The following is a 23,876-nucleotide window of genomic DNA, read 5'->3' on the forward strand; positions in this document are numbered from 1 at the left end:
CGAACGCTCCGACGACGAGTTCACTCCGCGGCCGAGGGCAGGACGGCCACCTCGCCGTCGGCCCGAACCCGAACCGCGTACTCCTCGACGGTGAACGTGAACTCCCACTCGTCGTCGGCCCCCGCTCGGTAGAGGTCGTCTATCGCGTCCACGTCCACGCAATCGTAGAGTTGCACGTCGAGGTCGGTCGGCGCGACGCCTTCGACCGCCGCGAGCGCGGTGTAGACCGACCGGCTTATCGGCTCGGAACTGTCGGGGTCGTGTCTGGTTCGGTAGAGCGTCGTCGCGTCGAGTTCGGCGGTGGGGGTCGCGATTGCCATACATCCTGTAGGCTCTTCTACCGTATCAATCACCGGCAGACGACCGTCAGACGCACGAAACACGCCGTCAGTGGTTGCTCCCGGCGGTCGCGGGGCACCGCGGGACGGTGGGCGGCGAGGTCGCTCAGTCGTCGGCCGACGCGCCCGGCCGGAACTCCCGACTGATGGCTTTCCACTTGCCGGTCGAGAACCGGTGGTAGTTGATGACCGCCGGAACCGTCGTCTCCGCGACGAGCGAGAGGTAGAGTCCCATCAAGCCCAGCGAGGAGGTCGCGCCGAGGTACGCGATGGGAATCGACGCGCCGAACATGCCGACGACTTGACTGTAGAACGTCCAACGGGTGTCGCCGCTGGCGTCGAGCGGTCCGGCGCTGGCGGACTTGACGCCCTGCCCGACCGCGGCGACGCAGGCCGCGTAGACCAGCGCGACCGCGACCGGAATCGTCGCCTCGCCGCTCTCGCCGACGAAGAGACCGACGATAGGCTCGGCGAACAGGCCGACGGGAATCGCCGCGACGACGTAGGTTCCCACCGAGAAGGCCACGATGTCCCGAGCGTAGGCCTCGGCTTCCCCTTCGTCGCCCTCGCCGAGTTCTTGGCCGACGAGACTGCTGGCGGCGAGTCCGAAGCCCCAACCGGGCGTGTTCATCAGCCCCCAGATGCGACGCGCGATGACGTAGGCCGCGACGACGCTCGGACCGAACAGGCCGACGATGGCCAGCATCGGGAACTTGGCGGCGTTCCAGACGCTGTTGCGGCCCACGACCGGGAGTCCGATGCGGACCAGATCGACCACCGTCTCGCGGTCGAGGTAGGTGCCCGCCGGGTTCACCGTCACCGGGAGGTCGCCGAGACCGGGGAGCCGTCCGGCGACGAGACCGGCGGCGAAGGTGCCCGTGACCAGCACGTTCGACAACACGGTGCCGACCGCGGCCCCGGCGACCCCCATGCCGAGCCCGAAGATGAGGAGACCACTCAGGAGGATGTTGGCTATCGCGCCGCCTCCTCGGACGACCATCGGGGTCCACGAGTCGTCCGCGCCGATGTAGATTCGGCTTCCGACGAGGTTGAGCGCCGCGAAGGGGACCCCGAGCGCGAGGAGTCGGAGGTAGACCGCGCCGAGTTCGATGGCCCCCGCGTCGTCGGTCATGAGCGAGATGAGTCGAGTGGGCGCGAGCCAGAAGGCGGCCGCGACGGGGAGTGAGACCGCGAGGACGACGAGCGCGCTCGCCCGGACCGCGACGCCGAGTTCGTCGTAGGCCTCCGCGCCGAACCGCTGGGAGACCAGCGCGATGGTCCCGCCCGCCAACCCGCCCCCGAGCGAGAACGCGACGCCCCAGTAGGGACTGGCGAAGCCGATTCCCGCGATGGCGACGGGGCCGACCGCGAGGCCGACCATCGCCACGTCCACGGCGTTCTTCGACATGCGCGCGAGTCCGGTGACGATGCGGGGCCACGCGAGGTCGGTCGTCCGACGAACGCGCTCGGGCGAGACGAGTCCGGCGCGGGCGAGCGCCCGACCGACCGCGAGGACGACCAGTCGCACGGGGTTCGGGAGCGAAGGCACGTTGGTTGGGCTATTTCGAATCGAAAGTAAAATGCTTTCTATACGTTTCGGGGAATCGAGGAGCGATGGCCCGCGCGGTGACGGTGCCATGCGGTCACGCCTCGGAGTCGGCGATAGCTCCCGGTGCTGTCGCGGTACCGTGTGAGGCGGTCGCAGTGCTGTAGCCACCGCAAAAGTCAATTACTCCGGCGCAGATTTCGAGAGCGTGTTCGGAGTAGACGAGGCCGGGAAGGGGCCGGTGTTGGGGTCGATGTTCGCCGCGGCGGTCCGGGTCCCGGACCCCGACCTCCTCCCGGCGGGCATCGACGACTCGAAGAACGTCGTGCCCGAGCGCCGCGAGGAGATAGCGGCCGAACTCCACTCGGCCGACCGAATCGCGGTCGGCGTCGCCGAGATTCCGGTCGCGCGCATCGACGGCGACGAGGACATGAACACGCTGACCGTGGCGGCCCACGCCGAGGCGATTTCGCAGGTCCTCGGAAGCGAGGAGAGCGCGCCGAAAGGCGTCGCCGACGAGCGAGCGGGCGAACCGGCGGGCATCGCGGACGCTGGCGACACCAGCGAACAGCGGTTCGCGCGCCGGGTCGCCGACCGCGTGCCAGCGGAGATAGCCCTGACCGCGGAACACGGTGCCGACGAGGAGCATCCGGTCGTCGGCGCGGCGAGCATCGCGGCGAAGGTCGAACGCGACGCTCACGTCGCGGCCCTCGCAGAGACCTACGCCGAGAGCTACGACCCGGAACTGGGCGAGTTGGGGTCGGGCTACCCGAGCGACCCGACGACCCGCGAGTTTCTGGAGACCTTCGTCGCCGAGGAGGGCGAGCTACCCGACTGCGCGCGCCGGAGTTGGGCCACCTGCGAGGACGTGTTGGCCGCGGCCGAGCAGTCGGGACTCGGCGATTTTTAGGCGGCGTCGAGGTCGTCGGGCCACCACTTCAGCAGGAGCGTCCGGATTCCCTGTCCCACCAGCGCGATGCCGAGGACGACGAAAGCGACGGTGACGACGTTCCACCCCGCGGCGTTGAATCCCATCAGGACGAGACCGAATCCGGCGTAGATGCCGACGAGCGCGACGACCGTCCAGAAGAGCCGTCCGACGAGCCTGTCGATTTCGGCGCGAACTGCACGGCGGACCGCGCGTTGTAGCTCCTCGTCGGAGATATCGGAGGACATAGTGCAGAGTTGTCTGCCGCCGCACAAGAATCTTCGCGTCTGGCGAGCGGCGCTCCGACGCCGCGCGAGCGCCGGGCCGAGCATCTGGGTTTTTGACATCTCGGCTCGAAGTCGGGGTATGGTCCCCTCCACTCCGCTCGCGGTGACGGTGCCGAGTTTCTCCGAAGTCGGAATCTTCCTCGTCGTCGCACTCCTGTTACTGCTCAAACTGCGGCTCCTGACCCGGTTCCTCGTCGGAGATTTCTCGCCGTGGCACTTGCTGGGCGAGTACCGGGCAGGAAAGCAGTCCGTCGAAGAACGCGAGGAGTGAGCGGTGAAAGCGGCGGCGCTCGCGTCTACTTGTCCGTCAGCAGACTCCGCAGGATGTCACCGTAGGCCGGGCGCGTCACCAGCACGCCGATGAGGACGCCGAGGATGGTGACGATGGCGAACCCTTGCAGGTCGCCCAGCGAGAGGACCGCCAGCGGACTCATCGCGATGATGGTCGTCGCGGCGGCCGCGCCGATGACCCAGAACGCCTTCCGGAAGCGACTCTGGAAGACCCGCGAGGAGTTAACCTCACCTTCAGACATCACCTCGTCGGCGATGATGATGAGGTCGTCCACCCCGGTCCCGATGACTGCGATGAACCCGGCGATGTGGCTGAGGTCGAGCGGAAGCTGAATCGCCGCCGCGAAGCCGAGCAGGATGACGACCTCCGAGAGCGCCGTCACCAGCATCGGGGCCGCGACCTTCGGGTCGCCGTACCGGAGGAAGACGACCGCGCTGACCGCGCCAACCGCGACGAGACCGGTGATGAGCGAGTAGAGCTTGAACTGCTCGGCCAGACTCGGCGCGAGGAAGTAGGAGGTGCCCTCCTCCATGTTCAGCGAGGCCGGGAGCGAACCGGCGTTCAGGTGAATCTGGAGCTGACGGGCCTCGGACATGTTGGCCGTCTGCATGACGAAGCTCGGGTTCTGCGTGAACTTCTCTTGGCGGAACGTCTGGGCGAGGTCCGGGCTCATGCCCGCCGCGTAGACGATTTCACCGTCGACGACGGTGTACAGGCAGTATCCGGGGTTCTCGGGGTCTGCCTCGTAGCGACAATTACTGATGCCCTCGTTGGCGAAGCCGAACTGCCGCATCGCGTTCGAGAAGTTCTGTGCCGTCTGGTCGTTCAGTGTGACCGGAACGTGCGTGCCCAGACTGGGAGCCTCTTGAGCAGTCCCGATACTCCTGAAGTCGCCCTGCGAGAGGAGCGGCGTCGTGCGCGTTTCGGTCCCGTTGTTCGTTTCGACCGGGTAGGCGGCGACGACCTGCACCTGCCCGCGCTGGGTCACGAGTTCTTCGAGTTCGGTCCGGTTGGTGTTGGGCATCTCGATGACCACGAAGTGTTCGTTGCTCGCGGTCGTCACCTGCTGGACCTGCCCGCCAGAGAGGCCCGCCTCCGAGACCTTGTCCCGGAGGATGCGAACGATGTCGTTACGAGTCGTTTCGGTGACGCCCGGCCGGACGGACTCGTAGTCGTAGCCCGCCTGCCCGAGCGCGCTCTCGAACGCCGACTGACTGACGTTGCCCGCGAAGACTTCGACGGTCGTGGTCTCGTTGGCCGCCTGCGCGAACCGGACGGTCACGTCGGCCGCGCTCACGCCCGAGATGTTGCCAGCGACCCGACTCTCGACCGTGGTGGCGTCGGTGCCGCGGGGCACGTCTACGCCCTCCGCGGTCAGGCCGTCCACGGGGGCACGGATGCGGGTACCGCCCGAGAGTTCGAGGCCGAACTTCAGGTTGGTCGGCGTGTCGGCCGCCGTCTCGTTGACGAACTCGCTACTTCCGCCGCCGTCGCCGCCGCCGACGCCGGGCGCGAAGATGGCGAACGTGCTGACGACGAGGAATATCGCGAGGAGGACGACCCGCCAGTTGTCACGGATATCCATCATCGGGTCACCCCCTCGTACTTGTACCAGCGAAGCAGGCTGAGGTTGAGCATGTAGGTGTTCATCAGGTCGGTCGCCAGTCCGAGGACGAGGACGATGCCGATGTCACGCAGGAGGTCGATGCCGAAGAACCACGCGACGACCGCCATGACCGCCATCGCCGACAGCGAGGTGACGGTCATCGTCACGCCGGTCCGCATCGCGCGGTGAGTCGATTCGTAGAAGCCGCCCGACCGGCGCAGGATGTGGTTGTTCAGCAGGATGTCGGAGTCCACCGAGTACCCGATGAGCATCAACAGCGCCGCGACGGTGCCCAGCGACAGCGGGATGCCCAGCAGGTTCATCAGCGCGACGGGAATCATGATGTCGCTGAACGCGGAGATGACCACCGCGATGGAGGGGACGAACGACCGGAACATCAGGAACACGAGGATGCTCATCCCGACGAACGCGAGGCCGATGCCGAGCAGTGCGGTCTCTTGGGCGGAGTTCCCGAAGCTGGCGGAAGTCCCTTGGACGGACTTCACCATGTCCGCCGTCGATTGGCCTTGGACCGGTTGTAAGTTGTTTCGCGCCTGTTGGCCGATGTTCTCGGCCTCGGGCGGGAACGTCACGATGTAGGTGTCCTGTGCGGTTTGGACGGGAGTGACGGTCGCTTGGGTACCGAACGCCGCGGGGATGTCGGCGGGCGGGGTCGAGGTCTGGACGCGTAGCTCCGTACCACCAGTAAACTCCATGCCGAGCCGTACCGGTGCGCCGGTGAAGACGTACCACCCGACGATGACCAGCAGTGCGACGGCGAGAATAGCGAGCGGTATCGCCGCCAACTGCCGGTTGGTGTACTGGGTGTAGTCCACCTCCGGCACTTCGAACGCTACCATATGGATGGAGAATGTGAGACGGCCGTGAATAAGTGTTCTTATCCATGTTGCACTTCCCGCGGCCGTTTCCGTGGGAAGAAGGCTCAAACGACTCGGGCGCGTACCCCGAGACATGGGGACCAACACCGACGACAGTGATACCGACGACACGCCGACCGAAGCCGAGCGACGTTCGGTCGCCGACGAAGACCTGAGCGACCGCCACGAAGACCTCGCGCCCGCCGACCGGGTAGTGGTCTCGTACCCCGAAGACCTGAGCGACTGGGGCCGGTTTCAGGTCGAGAAGCCCGCGTTCGTGGCGTACCTCCGGAAGACCAAGACCGACCGTGTCCGGCAGGGCGACGCGTGGGAGGAGTTCGTCGGCGTCGGCTGCTGTGGCAGTACGTTGGACGTACCGCTCCGGGTCGAGGAGATAGACGGCGGCGAGACGTTCGGTCCCGACACGGAAGTCGAGTGGACCGTCCGGGAGGCATGCGGGATTCAAGGCGGCTGGCAGGTACAGAGTCGGGGCGGGCCGAACGAAGTGTAGCGCGGCGCAGTCGAAACCGAACTCAGGGCATGTAGCGAACGCTGACGACGCCGTCGTCGGCCCGAACCTCGACGCGCGAGACGCCGAGTCGGGCCGCCCGCGAGAGCGTGCCCTCGTCGTCCAGCACGTCGGTCACGGCCTCGTCGGTGTCCTCGGGCGGCACCGTGAGGACGTGAATCTCGCCGTCGCCAGCCCGCTCGGTCCGGGCGATTTCGCCCTCGTCCTGTTCGGCTGCGAGGTCCTGTTCTTGGGTCGTCGGCGGCTCGTCGCTCCGCTCGGTCGAGAGGCTCCGGCGCTCCTCGACCTCCACCACCGACCACGTGAGGTTCATCGGCGGGTCGGGCGCGACGGTGGCTTCGACGGCGTCGGTCTCCTCGACGCCGGGGTTCGAGGAGAGCGTGTGAACCTGCCCGTCGTGTACGTCCTTCAGCACGGCCGAGTCGCCCTCGGCGTGCGTGACGAGGAAGGTACTCGTCTTCTCGTCGGGGTCGCTCATGGCTCGAACTACGTAGTCGCGGCTTTTCCCGGTTGCGTTTGACGACAGCGGCGACCGAGCGTCGAGACCGATGGAAATCGGAGGGTCACCGCGCGAACCGATGCACGACGAGGATGAGCGCCGCGGCGACGAGGGGCGGTGCGACGGCGTAGACGGCGGGCAGCGAGTAGAGGAACTCCACCGCGGGCGCGAGGAGCGCGGGCGGCGTCTCGCGCTGGTCGGTCGGTGCGGAGACGAGCAGCGAAGCGTACAGCGACAGGACGAACAGGTAGCCAGCGAGCGCGAGCGACACGTCGGCGCGGGCGCTCGCGGTGCCGCGGGAGTGTCGCCGCCCGGACGAAACCACGGGCGCGACCAGCGCGACCAACAGGAGGACGCCGCCGACGATGAGGAACGCCCGCGAGAACGTTGCGAGTTCCGACCCGCCAGCGGTCTGGAGGACCCAGACCGGGAGCGCGAGGACGAGCAGGACCGCGAGCAACCCGCCCAGTAGCGCACTGACGAGGACGTAGGACTTGAGGAGTCGCGACTCGGTGTGGGCGAACGCGCTCCGAAACGCGCCGACGACGACGCTCCGGGACCCGTCGGCAGTCGAATCCGACATCGTTCGCCCCTTAGCAACGACCGCCAATAAGCCGTGCGATGCCGACAGCGGGGCGTTCGGGGGTCGGTGACCGCGAGCAGTCGGCGACCGACGACCGCAGGAGAGAACGATTAGGACGCCTTTCGGGAAGACAGGGGATTGCTTAAACGATTCAGCGATTTCCGAAACGGTCGTTACCGCGTCGCCCGCGACGCGTCGGGCGTCGAATCGCCGCATCACTCGTTGCGACTACGCCGCTCGCCCGCCCGCGCTACCCATCGCAAGTCCCGGTCCGGATTTCGACGGGTTCGTCAAGTTCGAGCGAGATGCGCTCGGCGGCGCTCGCGGACCCCGAGAGGAACTCCCAGTCGGTGATGGTCCCCTCGTAGTGGTCGCCGTAGAGCGCGGCGGCCTCGTTGAACGCCGGTTGGACGATCACGTCGAACTCGTCGCCGAGGCCGCGGAACGCGCCGCCGTCGGTGCCGGAGGTGCCCCACGTCCAGTCGACGCGGTGGTCGTCGCCGTCGGTGGCCCACTCGTCGTAGTTCGTCCCGGCGCGGTCGCCGGTCTCGGGGTCCGGGTAGTGGTCGTCCTTGACGACCCACTCGCCGTCGGTGGGGAGATTGTACAACTGAAACGTCACCGCACCGGCGTCGTCGTTGCCGACGCTCCCGTGGACGACGACGAGACTCGTCCCCTTCGGCCCCCGATAGAGGAGCAGAATGCTGGTCCGGTCGCGCTGGAGGTCTCGGGTCCCCGCGGAGGCGTAGGTGACGCTCCCGTCGCCGACCCCGCCGTTCTCGTCGGTCACGCGCTCGTCGGGCAAGTGGTACTCGTAGAACGTCTTGACCGGCAACCGACCCCGGAGCGGCCGAATCGGGACGCACTCCTCGGCCTGCTCGAGGAGATACCCCGACTCGTCCCGTCTCGCGCTCGCGCCCCGCGACGCGAGCGACCCGAAACCGAATCCGGCACCGACGGCGGTCAACAGCGACCGCCGAGTCGTCGTCACGCTGGAGTTCCCGTCCATGCTCTCGTTCGGCCACGAGAGCGGTGAATTTTGTTATCCGGTCGTTACGTCCGTTCCGGTCGGGCGGGAAAGTAATCCGTCCTGATAGGTCGGCACGAGCGGAGCGACTCGTCCCCCGAACGCGGGACCGGCCCACTTTTGGTCCGCGCCGTCGCCGTCTACGGTATGCGCGTAGACCTCGGCAACGCACTGTCGGAAGTCGCCGACCCCGGACTCTCCCGCACCGAACTCGACGAGTTGGACGAGCGAGTCGCCGACGCTCACGAGCGCATCGAACGCGGCATGGCGGACGCCGACCACGGCTACGCCGCCCTGAACCTCCCCGAGACCGCGGACCCCGACGCGATTCGGGCCGCGGTCGAACCCTTCGCCGACGCCGAGGCGGTCCTGACCGTCGGCATCGGCGGGTCGGCGCTCGGCGCGGCCACGCTGGCTCGCGGCCTCCCCTCCGACACCGACGCCTACTTCCTCGACAACGTGGACCCCGAACACGTCTCCCGACTCCTCGACTCGCTCCCCCTCGACTCCACCGCGGTCAACGTCGTCTCGCGCTCGGGCACCACCGCCGAGACGCTGGCGAACTTCCTCGTCGTCCGCGACGAGATGGCCGACGCCGGTGTCGATTGGACCGAGCGGACCTTCGTCACGACCGGCGACGAGGGCAACCTCCGCCGCCTCGCCGAGAAGGAAGGCTTGCCCGCCCTCGACGTGCCCGACGGGGTACCCGGCCGGTTCTCGGTCCTCTCGACGGTCGGACTGGCCTGCGCCGCCATTCAGGGACACGACCTCGACGCGATTCTGGCGGGAGCCAGCGACGAGGCCGACCGCCTCGCCGGGTCGCTGTACGACTCGCCAGCCTACGCCTACGGCGCAGTCTCCTACGCCCTCGAAGAGCGCGGCGCGGCGGTCAACGCGATGATGCCCTACGCCGAATCGCTGGAGACGTTCGCCGAGTGGTTCGCCCAGTTGTGGGCCGAGAGCCTCGGGAAGGACGGCCGCGGCCAGACCCCCGCTCGCGCGCTCGGCGCGACCGACCAGCACTCCCAACTCCAACTCTACCGTGCCGGTCCCCACGACAAGATGGTGACGCTCGTGCGCCCGGAGAACTACGAGGACCGCGCGATTCCGACGACGGACCTCGACGGCCTCTCGTATCTCGGTGGCTCCACCCTCGGCGACCTGCTGGACGCGGAGTTCGAGGCGACCGAAGCCAGCCTCGCGGCCGCGGGTCAGCCGAACGTCCGGGTCGAAATCGACCGCGTGGACGAACGCAGTCTCGGCGAACTCCTCTACGGCATGGAAGCCGCCTGCGTCCTCTACGGCGAACTCGCCGACGTTTCGACGTTCACCCAACCCGCGGTCGAGTGGGGCAAAAGGGCCGCCCGCGGACTGCTGGGCGGCGGCGACTTCGAGGAGGCCGACGCCGTGGCCGAGAAGACGACGCTGACCGTCGAGTAGGTGGCTTCTGTCGAAGGTGTCGGTCGGGAAAAGAACAGAACGTTTTTGACAACAGTCTAACTACACTCGGGGGAACGTATCATGTCCGACACGACCCTCCACCGGCAGGTACTCGTCGCCGCGCTGGTTCTCCTCGCGGGCGTCGCAGGCGTGGCCACGGGCACACCCGTGACGGTAGACGACACATCGCCGCCAGTACAGAAGATCGACACAGCAGTCGCACAGACCGACACGACGAACGAGAGCCAGAATCTCACGGCGACCGTCGTCCACGACGAGAATCATCTTGAACTCAGTCCGACTCGCGGACAGAACGTCAGCATCCGAACGAACGCGGCCGCCGGAACGAAGCTCACGGTCGAGTTGCGCGAAAACGGCATGTTCACTGACCAGTACGACGCGATGGTCTCGGAAAACGGGACGGCGACGCTGAGTCTCGACCTCCGCTCGCTCGAACCGGGCACCAACGTATCGCTCGTCGTTCGCCACGGACAACAGACTCTCACGAAAGCGAGCGGTATCGTCACCGAACTGTCGGTGACGTTCGTCCACGAGGGCGACCGACTCGTCGTTCAGCAGGCGACTGACCGGACGATTCGCGTCGAAACGAACGCCGGTGTAGGGACGAACCTGACCATCGAAGCGAAATCCGGCGGAGAGTTCCTCAAAGCCAGCGGCGTGACCGTCGCCGAAGACGGCATGGCGACCGGGACGTTCGACTTCGACGACGTAACGTCTGGCACCGAATTCACCGTCAGCGTTCGAGACGGCAGTCGAACACTCGCCGAGACCGACGGCGTGATTCTGAACGAGTCGGCGATGGTGACCGAGACGACGGATGCCCCGACCGAGACGACCACTGACGATACGGAGACGACCGCCGACGAAACCGGAACGACGACCGGTGGCGACAGCGAGTCCGGCGTCCCCGGATTCGGCGTCCCGGTCGCGCTCCTCGCGCTGGTCGCTGGCGTCGCGCTCGCGCGACGCGGCTGACCGGCGACTCGCCGCCGTTTCTCGCCGCTAAACACAGGGACTTTAGCACGGCAACCCTTTCTTTCGAGGCATGGAAGACCGTTCTACCGCGAGTTTGGGTGACGGCCGAGGAGACCCCTTCTCGCTCCGACAGGCCGCCAAAGCGGTCAGTTGGAGTCTCGCAGTCGGCTACGCCGGACTGTTCGCCATCGCGATTTGGGGGAGTCTCCTCGCGAGCATCGCCGGGGGACTGGTCCCCGGCGGAATCGGTAGCACGATGGAACTCGCGCTCGGTGCGGTCGCGCTCGGGTTCGGAACTGGGACGGTCGCGCTGCTGTACTTCCAGTGGACCGACAAGCCCCTCTCGTATCTCGACTTCCGGATGCCCACCCTGCGCGACGCGGGCTACGTGGTCGGCGGCGTCGTCGCGCTGTTCGCGCTCCAGATGCTCGTGAGCGTCGTCTTCACCGCCATCGGCGTCGATGTCGCGAGCCACAACATCGAGCAGACCGCGAGGAGCGGCGACCCCACCGTCCTCCTATTGATGATTCCGGCGTCGTGGCTCCTCATCGGTCCCGGCGAGGAGTTGCTCTACCGCAACATCATCCAGAAGGACCTCTACGAGACGTTCGGCGGTCGGGGCGCGGTGCTGGTCGGGAGCGTGGCGTTCTCGCTGGCGCACATCCCGGCGTATGCGGCCGGAGCGACGAGCATCGCGGCGCTCGCCAGCACGCTCGCGGTCATCCTCGGCCTCTCGCTGATACTCGGCGCGACGTATCTCGCCACCGGGAACGTGACCGTCCCGACGCTGATTCACGGGACGTTCGACGCCGTCGTCTTCGGCGCGATGTACCTCCAACTGACCGGCGGCGCGTGACCGAGCGCACAGGGCGTTGGACTCCCGAAACCCGGCAGGTCTGTCGGGCGTCCGCCTCGCGTCCGCCCTCCGTCTGACGTAGCTTTAACAACTCCAAACACTTTTGAAAAGTTCATGGAGCGTCGGTATTCGGTGAACTTCGAACGGGAACGGGCCAAGCGCATCGAGACGCTGGCCCGCGAGTACGACCTGACGACCCAAGAAGTCCTCCAGCAACTCGTCGAGGTCGGTCTCGAAGAGATAGAGACCGAGGAGTGACTACCACGGTAGCGCGTCGCCTCGACCGGCGAGGAGCGCGCGAGAAGACGGTCGGCCGCTCCGGGGAACGCGGTCAGGCGTTCGAGGGGTTCTTGCGCGTAAGTTCGCTCCCGCAGATGGGACATCGGTCCTTGTTCTCGTCGAACTCACGGCCGCACCCTTGACACTGGAACTTCCAGTCGCGCTGTTCGGCGATGCCGTCTTGAGCGATGACCTCGACGCTCACGTCCATGTGTTCGGCGACGTTCTGCATCGCGTAGTCGTCGGTGACGAGTCTGGCGTCGAGTTCGAAGGCGGCCGCGACGAGCCGAACGTCGGTGTTCGATAGCTCGTCCAAGTCGCCCGTCTCTCCGGCGGCCCGACGGACCCGCTCTACCGCGCCGTCCTGCGGGATGTGGATGTGCATCCCCGACCCCTCCATGGCGTCGAAGCGATAGGCGCTCTCGTCTTCGAGCTCCTCGCGGACCATCGGGATGGTCGCGATGTCTTCTGTCGTGTGATACTCGTTGATGAAGGCTGAGGCGTCTAGAACGTACATTTACCGCTGAACGACGATGTAATCTTTTACCGCCTGCACTCGTTGCACGGGGACTTGGAATCGACCCGCTTCGTCGGAGTCGAACGCCACCGCGGTGTTGTCCAACTGTTCGTCCGGTTCGACGAGGAGGTCGGCGAGCTCGCCCGTCTTGAGGTCCATGGTGATGTTGTACAGCATACCGAGTTCTGTCCCGTCTGACCCCATGACGGCTTTCCCCGAGAGGTTTTCGGCGAGGATTTCCGACATACGGGGGGTTACTGAACGCTCCTACATAAAGGGTAGGGGGAGGATCGACTCGGGGGTGACACCGGAGCGATACCGGCGGTGGACTCGCCGACGGCGAGGAGTCGCGCTCGCAAAAGTTAAATGCCGTGCGAAGTACTTCACGAGTAAGAAACCTTCTTTCCCCGGTGGTAGCTTATGCCTGACACTGATACACGCGACGGCGGACACGGTTTGCGCACCCCAATCGTAGCAGTACTGGGACACGTAGACCACGGCAAGACCAGTCTACTGGACAAGATTCGCGGCTCGACCGTCATCGAAGGCGAGGCGGGCGCGATCACCCAGCACATCGGGGCGACCGCGATTCCGCTCGATGTCGTGTCGAAGGTCGCCGGGAGCCTCATCGACCCGAGCGACTTCGACCTGCCGGGCTTGCTGTTTATCGACACGCCGGGCCACCACTCGTTTACAACCCTGCGGTCGCGCGGCGGCGCGCTGGCCGACATCGCTATCCTCGTCGTGGACGTGAACGACGGCTTCCAGCCCCAGACCCTCGAAGCTATCAACATCCTCAAGCAGTCCCAGACGCCGTTCGTCGTCGCCGCGAACAAGATAGACACGGTTCCGGGGTGGAAACCGAACGAGGACGCCCCCATCCAGCAGACCAAAGAGGCCCAGAGCGACCGGGCGAGTTCGATGCTGGACGAGAAACTCTACGAGATTATCGGGGAGTTGAGCGACGAGGGCTTCTCGGCGGACATGTACTGGCGCGTGCAGGACTTCCGGGGGAACATCGGCGTCGTGCCGGTCAGCGCGGAGACCGGCGAGGGGGTTCCCGACCTGCTGACCGTCCTGATGGGACTGGCCCAGCGGTACATGAAAGAGGACATGGCCATCGACGTGACCGGGCCGGGCGCTGGCACCGTCCTCGAAGTCAAAGAGGAGAAAGGCTTCGGGACGACCCTCGACGTGGTGCTGTACGACGGCACCATCCGGGAGGACGAGACCATCGTCGTCGGCGGGATGGACGAACCCATCGTGACCGACGTGCGCGCCATCCTGAAACCGCGACCGCTCGCCGAGATTCGGACCGAGGACCGTTTCGAGAAAGTAGACGAGATAGCGGCCGCGTCCGGGGTCAAAATCGCCGCGCCGGAACTCGACAGAGCGATGGCGGGCGCGCCGGTCCGGGTCGTTCGGGACCGCGACATCGACGAGGTAATCGCGGAGGTCCGGGCCGAACTCTCCGAAATCGAGGTCGAGACCCAAGAGCAGGGCCTCGTCGTGAAGGCCGACACCCTCGGGAGTCTGGAGGCCATCGCCAACGCGATGGACGAGGCCGAGATTCCCATCATGCGCGCCGAAGTCGGCGACGTGGCTCCGCGCGACATCAGCGTCGCCTCGACCGCCGACGAGGACAAGCACAAGACGATTCTCGCGTTCAACGTGGACGTGCTGGCCGACGCCGAGCGCAAGGCCGAGGAGAGCGACGTGAAACTCTTCGAGAGTGGCGTCATCTATCGACTCATCGAGGAGTACGAGGAGTACGTCGAGGAGTTGGAGCGCGCCCAGCAGGAGACCGTCCTCGACAACATCACCCGGCCCTCGCGGTTCCAGATTCTACAGGACCACACCTTCCGGCAGAACGACCCCGCCGTGGTCGGCGTCGAGATTATGGCGGGCACCGTCAAGAAGAACAGCAACGTCGTGAAGTTCGACGGCAACGACCCGACGCGGGTCGGCCAACTGAAGGGGATTCAAGAGCAGGGCGAGGACGTGGACGAGGCCCGGAGCGGCAACCGCGTCAGCGTCGCCATCGACGGGCCGACGGTCGGCCGCCAGATAGAAGAGGGCGACGAACTCTGGATAGAGGTCCCCGAGAAGCACGCCAAGATTCTCGAACAGGAGTTGGCCGACGACATCCCGGTGGACGAACTCGAAGCCCTCCAGATGTACCTCGACAAACAGCGCAAGCGCGACCCCTTCTGGGGGAAGTAGCGACTCCCACGACGAACAGCCGATACCGTTCCGGGGTCGTCGTTCACGGTTCGCCGACCGCGAGCGACCGCCGCTACGGTCGCCGAGTTCGAATTTTCCCGCACGACACCTTGTTCTTCTAAGATTTATAGTGGGTTGTTCTTAATGGCACGCTCGAATCACCATTGTTTATTCATCGATCTCCTTCGTTTACTACGGTCGTTAAAATAATCTCCAACACATCGTATTTTCTCCAGTAGAAGGCTTCTCCCGCGGTTTTAAACGGTCTGAATCCCGAAAACGGGGGCGGCCATTGAAGTGGCATCCGTCGATGAGCGCCGGGTGGAGCAATGACCGAACGCGATACGACGCGACGACGGTTCCTGAAGGCATCGGCCGCGACGGTCGCAACCGCCGCTCTCCCCGCGACGGCGACTGCCGCCGAATCGGGGTGGACGGTCGCGGAGACACCCACCGGAAACACCCTCTACGACGCGGAGTACGCTGCCGACGGGGCCTACGCAGTCGGCGCTGGCGGCGTCGGCCTCGAACGTACCAGCGAGGGCTGGAAGAAAATCTTCGACGGCGGCGTCACGGGGAACGGCAACTCGCTGTACGGCGCGGACGTGACCGACGACGGAGAACGCGTCTGGTTCGTCGGGTCGTCGGGCGCGGTCGGCGAGTACGACGTGACGACGGGCACGCTCTACAACCACTCCAAGCCCGTCGGCAGCACGAACAACTTCAACGACGTGTCCGTGACGGGGCAGGCTGGCGAGGCCAACGTCTACGTCGCGGGCGACTCGGGCAAAATCTTCTACAGCTTCGAGAACGGCGCGTCCCAGACGTGGGACTACGTGACGCCCGGTAGCGGGGCCGGTCTCTCGGCCATCGACTTCCACGACGCGAGGTCGGGTCACGTCGTGGACACCAACCAGAAGGTGTTCCAGACCACCGACGGCGTCTCCTACACCAACATCGGCATCGCCAACGCCAACGTCAACTTCTACGGCGTGGACAGCGACGCCACCGACGACGTGTGGGTCTCGGGCGGCGGCGGCATGGTCTTCCACTGGGACGGCGCGAACTGGACGCCGACCGACCTCGGCGACGCTGGCCTGCGCGACATCGAAGTCACCGACGACGACGCCGAAGCCCTCACCGTCGGCGGCGGCGGCAAGGTCTTCGACCTATCGGCGGGCAAGTGGACCCAAGACGCCACGCCGACCGGCCAGAACCTGAAGGCGGTCGTCCGCGGCGACGTGAACGTCGCGGTCGGCGCGGGCGGGACCATCGTCGAGAACTGACTTCGGCACCGTTTGCTCTCCGGGGACTCGACGCGTCTTCTACCACCGACCAATAATTTTTATTTTTATCCGGGCGTAGTGGCCTACTGGAAGGTGATTCCATGCTCGGGCGAAACCTACTACGCAGTGGTAACGCCGGAGTACCGAACCTCTCTTACTACGACCTCGCGCTTGCGCTCCTCCCGCTCCCGTTGCTCGTCGGTCTGTTGGCGGGCGAAGTGTCGGCGGTTCCGGCCCGGACCGGCGTGTCGGCGGGCGCGCTGGTGTCGGGGATGGTACTCGCCCATCTGCTGTTCGGAGACCCGCCAACCCGGCGCGGACCGCGCGGACACGGACGTATCGGAGACCAGAACGTCGGCGGAAACGAGGACGCCGGTTGAAGCGAGCGCGTCAGCAGAAGTGGGCGCGTCGGCAGAAGTGGGGCGCGTCGGCGGAAACGTCGGCGAGTCGTCGCCCTGAAACGCGTTGGTCGGGACTGAACGACGGAGAAAGCGGTGAACCGCGGTCGGCGAACCCTGCTTATCGCGCGGTCGGCGTGATGTTGTCGCCCATCATCTGCTTGACCTGCATGGCCGCGCTGGCCGCGAGTCCGCGAGCGACCTCGGCCTCCTCGTGGGTCACGAGGTCGTCGCCGTCGAAGTCCTCGAGGTCGGGTTGGAAGCCCGCGCTCACCGGGTGACCGACCGGCGGTTGGACCGAGACTTGGGCCTGCGGTCCGCTCCCGTCGTCGGCGACCTTCGACCCGACGACGTACTCGTCGGGGAGGAACTCGCGGGTCTGGCTGGCGATAGCGGTGATACTGTCGCGGAGCGACTCCTTCTGCTCCGGGGAGAGGTCGGGCACGTCGGTCTCCGCGCGGTGGCCTGCCTGCGTCTTTCCGGGGACGCCCGCGTAGGGGGTGTTTCCGTTCATCGGTCTGACGAAGGTACGTTAGGACCCAATCCTTTAAAAGCTCTCGGCTTCGGCAGGCTGTGACACGGTCGCGGCGAGGGCGGTCAACAAATCGGCTCGCTCTCGCCGTAGGCCGCGACGACGACCGCGGTGGCGAAGGTGCCGGGGTCGGCGCGAACGTCGGCGGTCCGAATCCGCTCGTCGGTGAACTCCCAGTCGCGCAACTCGCGGCCCGCCGCGAGGCCGGTCCGGACGCGCTCGGCGACCTCCTCGGGGTCGGTCTCGTCGGCGGCCTCGTAGAACAGGCCGGGGCCGGATTCGTCGCTGGCTCCCTCGTCGCTCGCTTCGCCGTGGCTCGTGGTCCACCCGAGTCCGGCCGAGACGCGGCCGGGACCGACGCAGGTCGCGCGGGCCTGCACGACCGTCAGGCGCTCGCCCGCGGGACCGAGGTCGGGAGCCGTATCGACCTCCTCGACGGCGGTATCGGCGGGAATCACCGAGGAGACCGCCACGAGATTGTAGTTGTGGAGGTTGGCGTCGGCGAGGGCGGCGTCGTAGGAAGACATCTCGGTCGGCCCGGTCCCGGTCCCCCACGCGACCCGAATCGTACTCATAGTCGATGGCAGATGCCGGGGAGGGTAAGGGGTTGCGATTTCTGAACTGTTACCGACCTGAGTGACGCAAGCTGGCACGCTTCACGGTCTGCACACGAGATTCTTCGATTCCCGACCGCGTTCTACCACACAGTCCCGAGCGAACGCTCCGCGATACCACCGACAGGATGCGCCGGAAGATAAACCACGTCTTCCGAGCCTCGTCTCACTTCGCTCGACGGGACGCCGCGCGCTCGGCCGCGTCACGGGTCTGCGCGGCCGAGCATACAGGCGAGGAGGTCCGGGGCGCGGTGACGTGCTGTGCGGTTGCGGGGCGGCGACTCCTTTTTATCGGCGACAGTGCGGTTCGTGGTCGCAGTACCGTCGGCCGTCGTAGTGGTAGTGCTGTCGGCCATCGCGGTAACAGTGCCGTCGCTGTCGCGGTGCTGTGCAGTACGACGGACGCAAGCCCGAGATGCGAACCAACACCCATAACCTCGCCGCCGACCGACCGAGAACCAACTGGAGCGCACTACTCACATGACCATCAGATTCGTGACGAGCAACGCGGGCAAGGTCCGGGAAGCCCGCGAGTACCTCACCGACGACGTAGAGCAAATAAACTACGACTACACGGAAATTCAGAGCGACGACCTCGGCGACATCGCCGTCGCGGGAGCGAGAGAGGCCTTCGAGGAGACCGGCGGCGACGACCCGGTTCTCGTGGACGACGCGGGTCTGTTCGTGGACGCGCTCGGCGGCTTCCCCGGCCCCTACTCGTCGTACGTCGAGGACACCGTGGGCGTCGAGCGCGTCTGGAACCTCGCGGAGCGAGAGGAGAACCGCCGGGCGAAGTTCCGCTGTGTCGTCGCCTACTACGACGGCGAGGAGGCCCGGACCTTCGAGGGGGCCGTGCCGGGACGCATCGTCGCGCCGCGGGGCGACGGCGGGTTCGGCTACGACCCCATCTTCGAACACGAGGGCGCGACGATGGCCGAGATGAGTACCGAGCGCAAGAACGCCATCTCCCACCGCGGCCGGGCGCTGGCGAAGTTCGCTGACTGGCTGGCCGAGGATTGAGCGAAAGACGACTGAAATAACCGAAAACAGGGCAAAGAGGTGTTAGAAAGCCCCCGTCCGGTCGCGGTCGCTGGCGGCCGAATAGGGTGATATATCCCGCATCTTACTGATTCTATACGGCGGGAATGTTTCTCTGCGCTCGCTCAGTCTGAAATCGCTTTCGTCCCGTCGGCCGACGCGCCGCAGGACCGCTCCATCTCCAAGACGTTCAGTTCGCCGTCGAGAGTCACCGACAGCATCTCGTCGTCGAGCGGAATCTCAACCAGAATCTGCCACGGCTCCGCCGAGAGGATGGTCGTCTGTTCGTCGCTGACACACCACGCGAGGTCCCAGTAGGGCGTCGTACAGAGGTCCACGCCGTGTTCGCGATGGAACGTCACCACGTCCGACTGGTCGAGGAGCGAGAGACCCACCGCCGAGTAGAGTTGGTGGCGACACTGCTCGCACTCGTGGTCCACGCGAACCTCCAGTCCGAGGTAGTCCTCGGTGTCGCGCGTGACGGTGGTGGTCATCCGGCCGTTGCACTCCGGACAGACCCCGTCGGCGGCCAGACAGTGGAGGTGGCGCACGCGCTGGTTGAACGCGTCCATTATCTCCTCGCGCGTCCGGTCGTTCAGACCGCCCGGCGGGAAGGGGTACTGGCCGTGGTTCTTCCCGCAGGCGGTACACTCGATGGCCAGCATCTCGTCGTGGTAGTACGCCTGCAAGCCACCGCCACACTCCGCGCAGGTGCTGTCGATGTCGAACGGCCCCAGCTCGGGATGCTCGTTGAACGACCCCGCCAGAATCGCGCGGACGACCTTCTTTCCGGCCTGCCGGAAGTCGTAGCCGTCGTCGGTCTGGACGACGAAGTGGTCGGTGAGTTGCTTGAGGTGATAGTTGAACTGCGCGCTGTCGGCCATTCCCACGTCCCGTCGGAGTTGCGAGAACGTCACCGGCCGGTCGGGTGCCTGCCAGAGCGCCTCCAGAATCGACAGTCGCGTCTCGTTGGCGATGACCGAGAATGCCTCGGCCGGGGCCACGCACTCCTCGCAGTCCTGAATGGTGGCCTCCTCGGCGTCGAGGTCCGCGTTCGGCCCAGTCGTTCCGCTCATGACGAGGAGTTGCGTCGGCGAACTGCTAAAGTGTTGCCGTTACTGTATTTTTGTAGCATCGTCTACCAATCGGTCGCGGCCGAAATTCGTATGCTGGCGCGCGTGGTCTCTGGGCAGACAGCATGGCCCTCGAAGATCGAACGCGCCGCCGAACAGCGACTGCCGTCCCGGAGCAGACCGGCCTGTTCGGCGACCGGGAGGACACCCTCGTCGTCGTCGCGGGGGTTCTCATCACGGCGGGTGTCCTCTACGACGTGTACCGACGACAGAGCCGTGACCGACCGCGATGAACCGTGCAGTTCCGACGCGGAGCGGGGCGAAAAATCGACAGCGCGAACGCGTGCGAACGGACGCCACGGGTCTCAGCGTCGCGCTCGGGACGGAGCGAGAACAGTAGGTTTATCACTCGCTCGGGGCGAATCTTCCAGTAGAATTACTTCAGGAGGTCAACTTTGACAGGAAATTACGCCCAACCGGAGGTGAACATCGGACTGGTCGGTCACGTAGACCACGGAAAGACGACGCTCGTGCAGGCGCTTTCCGGCGAATGGACCGACCAACACTCCGAGGAGATGAAGCGTGGCATCTCCATCCGGCTCGGGTACGCAGACGCCACGTTCCGGCAGTGTCCGGACCTCGACGAGCCAGAGCGATACACGGTAGACGAGACGTGCCCCGACGGGAGCGAGAGCGAGCCGCTTCGGACCGTCTCGTTCGTGGACGCACCGGGCCACGAGACGCTGATGGCGACGATGCTCTCGGGCGCGGCCATCATGGACGGCGCGGTGTTGGTCGTCTCGGCGACCGACCCCGTCCCGCAGGCCCAGACCGAGGAGCATCTAATGGCGCTGGACATCATCGGCATCGACAACATCGTCGTCGCCCAGAACAAAATCGACCTCGTAGACCGCGAGCAGGCCGAGCGCAACTACGAGCAGATTCAGGAGTTCGTGGAGGGCACCGTCGCCGAAGACGCGCCGGTCGTCCCCATCTCGGCTCAGCAGGAGGTCAACATCGACCTCCTGATTCAGGCGGTCGAAGAGGAGATTCCGACGCCCGAGCGCGACCCGGACGCCGACCCGCGGATGCACGTCGCCCGGAGTTTCGACATCAACCGTCCCGGCACCGAGTGGGATGGTCTCGTCGGCGGCGTGCTGGGCGGCAGTCTGGTCGAAGGCAAGCTGACCAACGGCGACGAAATCGAGCTTCGCCCCGGCCGCGAGGTCGAGGAGGGCGGCCAGACCCGCTGGGAGTCCATCGAGACCGACGTGCGCTCGCTTCAGGCGGGCGGCGAGACGGTCGAGGAAGTGACGCCCGGCGGACTCCTCGGCGTCGGCACGGGACTGGACCCGAGCCTGACGAAGGGCGACGCGCTGGCGGGGCAGGTCGCCGGGACGCCCGGTACGCTCCCGCCGACGTGGGAGCAGTTCACGATGGAAGTGGACCTGCTCGAACGCCTCGTCGGCGTCGACGACCAAGACATCGACGACATCTCGACGGGCGAGCCGCTGATGCTCACCATCGGGACCGCGACGACGGTCGGCTCCGTGACCAGCGCCCGCGAGGGCGAGTGTGAGGTCACGCTGAAGCGACCCGTCTGCGCGCCCGAAGGTGCCCAGATAGCCATCAACCGCCGCATCGGCGCTCGCTGGCGGCTCATCGGGGTCGGCACCCTCACCGGATAGATGGTCGCCACGGTCGCCATGGACACCAGCGCGCTAATGATGCCGGTCGAACGCGACGTGCGGGTCTTCGAGGAGCTAGAGCGTCTCCTCGGTGAGTTCGAGTGTGCTGTTCCGCGCGCGGTCTGCGACGAACTTTCCAAGCTCTCGGACGGCGCGAGCGAGGAGGCCGTCGCGGCCAGCGTGGGCGCGGACTTGGCGACCGAGCGGTGTCGAGTCGTCGAACACGAAGCATCGTACGCAGACGACGTACTGGTCGAACTCGCCCCCGAGTTCGACTACGTCGTCACGAACGACGGCCCCCTCAAGGAGCGTCTGCTCGACGCGGGCGCACCGGTAATTCATATAAGGGGCCGGAACAAACTCGCAATCAGCAAACCTTAGCATGTACAAACGGGTCAGACTCAAGGATACGGTCGAGGTCCCCCCAGAACACCTCGCGGACGTGACGCCGAATCTAGTGAAGAAACTCCTGCAGGACAAGTTGGAGGGTCGGATGGACGAAGAGGTCGGGAGCGTCGTCAGCGTCGTGAACGTTCACGACATCGGCGACGGCGCGGTGCTTCCGAACCGACCGGGCGTCTACTACGAAGCGGAGTTCGACGCGGTTACCTTCGACCCACAGATGCAGGAAGTGGTGGACGGAGAGATAGTGGAAGTGGTCAACTTCGGTGCCTTCGTCGGCATCGGGCCGGTAGACGGCCTGCTCCACGTCTCACAGATCTCCGACGAGTACCTCGCCTACGACGAGGAGGGCCAGATGCTCGCCTCCCGCGAGTCGAACCGCACGATCGGCGTCGGCGACTCGGTGCGGACGCGCATCGTCACCAAGAGCATCGACGAGCGCAATCCGCGCGAGAGCAAGATCGGGCTGACGGCGAAGCAGGTCGGCCTCGGCAAGCACGGCTGGCTGAAAGAAGAGCGCGAGAAACGGCAAGCGACCACCGAGAGTGAGTAACGATGGCAAGTGACCGCCTCGCCTGTCGCGAATGCCACGCCGTGGTCGAACCCGACGAGGACACCTGTCCCATCTGTGGCTCGACCAGTCTCACCGAGGACTGGGCTGGCTACGTCATCATCGCGCATCCCGACGAGAGCCAGATCGCCGAGGAGATGGAAGTGACCAAGCCGGGCAAGTACGCCTTGAAGGTCCGATAGGACGCCAGCGACCGTGAGCCACGTTCTCGTCACGTTGCCCGCCGAGATGCGCGGGGAACTCAAGGAGCCGATGGGACCGATTTTCACCGACGCCGAGCGCCTGCTGGCGGACGCTGGCGACCCGCTCGTCGCCGTCGGCGACGTGGTGACCTACCACCTCGAACGCGCCGGGACCGTCCCGGACGTGGCCGTGGTAGACGGCCTGACCAAGCGCGAGGAGGTCGCCGACGACGTGGCGGCGGGCGTCGCCAGACTCGACGGCCAGACCCGCGTGGTCCGCGTCGAGAACCCCGCCGGTGCCATCTCCCGCGAGCTGGTCGAAACCCTCCGCGACGCTATCGCGGACCCCGAGCCGACGCTCCTCGTGGTCGAGGGCGAGGAGGACCTCGTGACTCTCCCCGCAATCGTTGCCGCGCCGCTGGGCGCGAGCGTCGTCTACGGGCAACCCGACGAGGGGATGGTGCTGGCCGACGTGACCGACGAGACGAAGGCCGAGATGCGCGACCTCCTGAACCGGATGGATGGCGACACCGAGTCGCTGTTCAAGATTCTGGACGCGGCGTAGCGGGTAACTTTCGGGTCCCGCAATTCTACCGCGAGCGAACGAACGTGAGCGAGCGGACCAAGGAACCCTCGAAGGAACATCCGAGCGAAGTGAGGACGTGACTGAGGGGGTGACGCTGTGTTTTGGTCGAGCTTTTGCAAGGGACGAAATTCGCCGGAGGCGAATTTCGACCGCTGGAAAAGGTCGTAGCGTCGTTCGTAATCCTTTTACAGGCTACGTGGCCAAGTAGTGAGTAACTGAGCGATACACATGGAAGTCGAAATCCTCTCCGAGGAGCAGAATCCGATGCTCCACCGGTCCGAAGTGCGGTTCCAGATCGTCCACGACGAAGCGACCCCCTCGCGCCTGTCGGTCCGCGACAGCCTCGCGGCGAAACTCGACAAGGATTCGAGCGAGGTCGTCGTCCACGAGATGAACACCAAGTTCGGGATGCGCAAGACCGTCGGCTACGCGAAGGTCTACGACAGCCCCGAACACGCCCGCGACGTTGAGCAGGACTACATGCTCGAACGCAACAAGATCGCCGCGGACTCCGACGCGGAGGCCGAGGCCGAGGAGGCCGAATAATGGCACGAAACGAGTACTACAACGACGACGGCACGACCGACAAGCAGCAGTGTACCCGGTGTGGCGACGCGTTCCTCGCCGACCACGACGACCGCCTCCACTGCGGTCGCTGTGGCTACACCGAGTGGAAGTAAGC

General features: G+C 66.0%; 32 protein-coding genes. 19 read left to right on the plus strand and 13 right to left on the minus strand.

Translation table 11 applies throughout. The features are described from left to right. Positions 1-20: 20 nt before the first annotated feature. The gene (locus tag EPL00_RS14595; protein ID WP_135853680.1) at positions 21-320 is read right to left on the minus strand and encodes a HalOD1 output domain-containing protein; all 300 of its coding nucleotides are present in this window, start codon (positions 318-320) and stop codon (positions 21-23) included. Between the two features lie 124 nt (positions 321-444). Next, the gene (locus tag EPL00_RS14600; protein ID WP_135853679.1) at positions 445-1,887 is read right to left on the minus strand and encodes an MATE family efflux transporter; all 1,443 of its coding nucleotides are present in this window, start codon (positions 1,885-1,887) and stop codon (positions 445-447) included. A 250-nt stretch (positions 1,888-2,137) separates the two neighbouring features. Between EPL00_RS14600 and EPL00_RS14605 the strand changes: the two genes are divergently transcribed. Beyond that, entirely contained in the window at positions 2,138-2,794 is a 657-nt protein-coding gene (locus tag EPL00_RS14605) for a ribonuclease HII (RefSeq protein WP_238398229.1), read from the plus strand. On the opposite strand, the gene EPL00_RS14610 is transcribed toward EPL00_RS14605, so the two are convergent. Further along, on the minus strand, positions 2,791-3,060 hold the full coding sequence (locus EPL00_RS14610; RefSeq protein WP_135853677.1) for a hypothetical protein: 270 nt from the start codon (positions 3,058-3,060) through the stop codon (positions 2,791-2,793). The two genes, EPL00_RS14605 and EPL00_RS14610, sit on opposite strands and share 4 nt — an antisense overlap. Positions 3,061-3,178: 118 nt before the next feature. Between EPL00_RS14610 and EPL00_RS14615 the strand changes: the two genes are divergently transcribed. Next, a complete protein-coding gene (locus EPL00_RS14615) occupies positions 3,179-3,370 on the plus strand; it encodes a hypothetical protein (protein WP_135853676.1) in 192 nt (63 codons plus the stop codon). Between the two features lie 25 nt (positions 3,371-3,395). On the opposite strand, the gene EPL00_RS14620 is transcribed toward EPL00_RS14615, so the two are convergent. Together EPL00_RS14620 and secF are read right to left on the minus strand one after the other, a co-directional pair. Continuing rightward, complete coding sequence (locus tag EPL00_RS14620) at positions 3,396-4,979, minus strand: preprotein translocase subunit SecD (protein WP_135853675.1); 1,584 nt, start codon at positions 4,977-4,979, stop codon at positions 3,396-3,398. Then, positions 4,976-5,857: a protein translocase subunit SecF gene (gene secF, locus EPL00_RS14625; RefSeq protein WP_135853674.1), complete on the minus strand. Its 882-nt coding sequence runs from the start codon at positions 5,855-5,857 to the stop codon at positions 4,976-4,978. The genes EPL00_RS14620 and secF overlap by 4 nt, the downstream gene beginning before the upstream one ends. A 112-nt stretch (positions 5,858-5,969) precedes the next feature. On the opposite strand from secF, the gene EPL00_RS14630 reads away from it, so the two are divergent. Further along, positions 5,970-6,386, plus strand: a complete 417-nt coding sequence (locus EPL00_RS14630) for a hypothetical protein (protein ID WP_238398212.1) — start codon at positions 5,970-5,972, stop codon at positions 6,384-6,386. A gap of 22 nt (positions 6,387-6,408) precedes the next feature. On the opposite strand, the gene EPL00_RS14635 is transcribed toward EPL00_RS14630, so the two are convergent. From EPL00_RS14635 to EPL00_RS14645, 3 genes are all read right to left on the minus strand, one after another. Then, positions 6,409-6,882: a DUF5812 family protein gene (locus EPL00_RS14635; RefSeq protein WP_135853673.1), complete on the minus strand. Its 474-nt coding sequence runs from the start codon at positions 6,880-6,882 to the stop codon at positions 6,409-6,411. An 85-nt stretch (positions 6,883-6,967) separates the two neighbouring features. Next, complete coding sequence (locus EPL00_RS14640; protein ID WP_135853672.1) at positions 6,968-7,486, minus strand: hypothetical protein; 519 nt, start codon at positions 7,484-7,486, stop codon at positions 6,968-6,970. Positions 7,487-7,736: 250 nt separating this feature from the next. After that, positions 7,737-8,495 (minus strand): hypothetical protein, encoded by a 759-nt coding sequence (locus tag EPL00_RS14645; RefSeq protein WP_135853671.1) that lies wholly within the window; start codon positions 8,493-8,495, stop codon positions 7,737-7,739. A 165-nt stretch (positions 8,496-8,660) separates the two neighbouring features. Between EPL00_RS14645 and EPL00_RS14650 the strand changes: the two genes are divergently transcribed. From EPL00_RS14650 to EPL00_RS24080, 4 genes are all read left to right on the plus strand, one after another. Continuing rightward, the gene (locus tag EPL00_RS14650; RefSeq protein WP_135853670.1) at positions 8,661-9,953 is read left to right on the plus strand and encodes a glucose-6-phosphate isomerase; all 1,293 of its coding nucleotides are present in this window, start codon (positions 8,661-8,663) and stop codon (positions 9,951-9,953) included. Between the two features lie 81 nt (positions 9,954-10,034). Beyond that, positions 10,035-10,949 carry a BGTF surface domain-containing protein gene (locus EPL00_RS24075; protein WP_135853669.1) on the plus strand — a complete coding sequence of 305 codons (915 nt, stop codon included), beginning with the start codon at positions 10,035-10,037 and terminating at the stop codon, positions 10,947-10,949. A gap of 70 nt (positions 10,950-11,019) precedes the next feature. Next, the gene (locus tag EPL00_RS14660) at positions 11,020-11,805 is read left to right on the plus strand and encodes a CPBP family intramembrane glutamic endopeptidase (RefSeq protein ID WP_135853668.1); all 786 of its coding nucleotides are present in this window, start codon (positions 11,020-11,022) and stop codon (positions 11,803-11,805) included. A gap of 132 nt (positions 11,806-11,937) precedes the next feature. Beyond that, complete coding sequence (locus tag EPL00_RS24080) at positions 11,938-12,063, plus strand: hypothetical protein (protein WP_274381001.1); 126 nt, start codon at positions 11,938-11,940, stop codon at positions 12,061-12,063. A 73-nt stretch (positions 12,064-12,136) separates the two neighbouring features. On the opposite strand, the gene EPL00_RS14670 is transcribed toward EPL00_RS24080, so the two are convergent. Beyond that, positions 12,137-12,601, minus strand: a complete 465-nt coding sequence (locus tag EPL00_RS14670; RefSeq protein WP_135853666.1) for an NOB1 family endonuclease — start codon at positions 12,599-12,601, stop codon at positions 12,137-12,139. Next, positions 12,602-12,847 carry a PRC-barrel domain-containing protein gene (locus EPL00_RS14675; RefSeq protein WP_135853665.1) on the minus strand — a complete coding sequence of 82 codons (246 nt, stop codon included), beginning with the start codon at positions 12,845-12,847 and terminating at the stop codon, positions 12,602-12,604. It abuts the gene before it with no gap. Positions 12,848-13,021: 174 nt separating this feature from the next. Here EPL00_RS14675 and infB point away from each other — a divergent pair, with 174 nt between their 5' ends. The 3 genes from infB to EPL00_RS14690 all read left to right on the plus strand — a co-directional run bounded on the left by infB (position 13,022) and on the right by EPL00_RS14690 (position 16,490). After that, entirely contained in the window at positions 13,022-14,824 is a 1,803-nt protein-coding gene (gene infB, locus EPL00_RS14680; protein WP_135853664.1) for a translation initiation factor IF-2, read from the plus strand. Between the two features lie 329 nt (positions 14,825-15,153). Further along, entirely contained in the window at positions 15,154-16,110 is a 957-nt protein-coding gene (locus EPL00_RS14685) for a WD40/YVTN/BNR-like repeat-containing protein (protein ID WP_135853663.1), read from the plus strand. A gap of 101 nt (positions 16,111-16,211) precedes the next feature. After that, a complete protein-coding gene (locus EPL00_RS14690) occupies positions 16,212-16,490 on the plus strand; it encodes a hypothetical protein (RefSeq protein ID WP_135853662.1) in 279 nt (92 codons plus the stop codon). Between the two features lie 139 nt (positions 16,491-16,629). On the opposite strand, the gene EPL00_RS14695 is transcribed toward EPL00_RS14690, so the two are convergent. Beyond that, a complete protein-coding gene (locus tag EPL00_RS14695; RefSeq protein ID WP_135853661.1) occupies positions 16,630-17,022 on the minus strand; it encodes a DUF5811 family protein in 393 nt (130 codons plus the stop codon). Between the two features lie 83 nt (positions 17,023-17,105). Next, positions 17,106-17,615, minus strand: a complete 510-nt coding sequence (locus EPL00_RS14700; RefSeq protein ID WP_135853660.1) for a pyruvoyl-dependent arginine decarboxylase — start codon at positions 17,613-17,615, stop codon at positions 17,106-17,108. A gap of 519 nt (positions 17,616-18,134) precedes the next feature. On the opposite strand from EPL00_RS14700, the gene EPL00_RS14705 reads away from it, so the two are divergent. Next, positions 18,135-18,674 (plus strand): XTP/dITP diphosphatase, encoded by a 540-nt coding sequence (locus EPL00_RS14705; RefSeq protein WP_135853659.1) that lies wholly within the window; start codon positions 18,135-18,137, stop codon positions 18,672-18,674. Between the two features lie 143 nt (positions 18,675-18,817). Here EPL00_RS14705 and EPL00_RS14710 read toward each other — a convergent pair whose 3' ends face one another. Beyond that, on the minus strand, positions 18,818-19,768 hold the full coding sequence (locus tag EPL00_RS14710) for a winged helix-turn-helix domain-containing protein (protein WP_135853658.1): 951 nt from the start codon (positions 19,766-19,768) through the stop codon (positions 18,818-18,820). A 122-nt stretch (positions 19,769-19,890) separates the two neighbouring features. Here EPL00_RS14710 and EPL00_RS14715 point away from each other — a divergent pair, with 122 nt between their 5' ends. The 8 genes from EPL00_RS14715 to EPL00_RS14750 all read left to right on the plus strand — a co-directional run bounded on the left by EPL00_RS14715 (position 19,891) and on the right by EPL00_RS14750 (position 23,874). Next, on the plus strand, positions 19,891-20,058 hold the full coding sequence (locus EPL00_RS14715) for a hypothetical protein (protein WP_162224232.1): 168 nt from the start codon (positions 19,891-19,893) through the stop codon (positions 20,056-20,058). Positions 20,059-20,220: 162 nt separating this feature from the next. Beyond that, positions 20,221-21,453, plus strand: coding sequence for a translation initiation factor IF-2 subunit gamma (locus tag EPL00_RS14720; RefSeq protein ID WP_135853657.1), 1,233 nt, complete (start codon positions 20,221-20,223; stop codon positions 21,451-21,453). After that, positions 21,454-21,834, plus strand: a complete 381-nt coding sequence (locus EPL00_RS14725; RefSeq protein ID WP_135853656.1) for a PIN domain-containing protein — start codon at positions 21,454-21,456, stop codon at positions 21,832-21,834. It abuts the gene before it with no gap. Between the two features lies 1 nt (position 21,835). Then, positions 21,836-22,408 carry a DNA-directed RNA polymerase gene (locus tag EPL00_RS14730; RefSeq protein WP_135853655.1) on the plus strand — a complete coding sequence of 191 codons (573 nt, stop codon included), beginning with the start codon at positions 21,836-21,838 and terminating at the stop codon, positions 22,406-22,408. A 2-nt stretch (positions 22,409-22,410) separates the two neighbouring features. Further along, complete coding sequence (spt4, locus tag EPL00_RS14735) at positions 22,411-22,608, plus strand: transcription elongation factor subunit Spt4 (RefSeq protein WP_135853654.1); 198 nt, start codon at positions 22,411-22,413, stop codon at positions 22,606-22,608. A gap of 13 nt (positions 22,609-22,621) precedes the next feature. Next, on the plus strand, positions 22,622-23,173 hold the full coding sequence (locus EPL00_RS14740) for a GTP-dependent dephospho-CoA kinase family protein (RefSeq protein WP_202932653.1): 552 nt from the start codon (positions 22,622-22,624) through the stop codon (positions 23,171-23,173). Positions 23,174-23,422: 249 nt separating this feature from the next. After that, positions 23,423-23,740, plus strand: coding sequence for a 30S ribosomal protein S24e (locus EPL00_RS14745; RefSeq protein WP_135853653.1), 318 nt, complete (start codon positions 23,423-23,425; stop codon positions 23,738-23,740). Then, a complete protein-coding gene (locus EPL00_RS14750; protein WP_135853652.1) occupies positions 23,740-23,874 on the plus strand; it encodes a 30S ribosomal protein S27ae in 135 nt (44 codons plus the stop codon). Before EPL00_RS14745 ends, EPL00_RS14750 begins: the two co-directional genes overlap by 1 nt. Positions 23,875-23,876 lie beyond the last annotated feature (2 nt).

Source organism: Halorussus salinus, from assembly GCF_004765815.2.
Classification (GTDB): domain Archaea; phylum Halobacteriota; class Halobacteria; order Halobacteriales; family Haladaptataceae; genus Halorussus; species Halorussus salinus.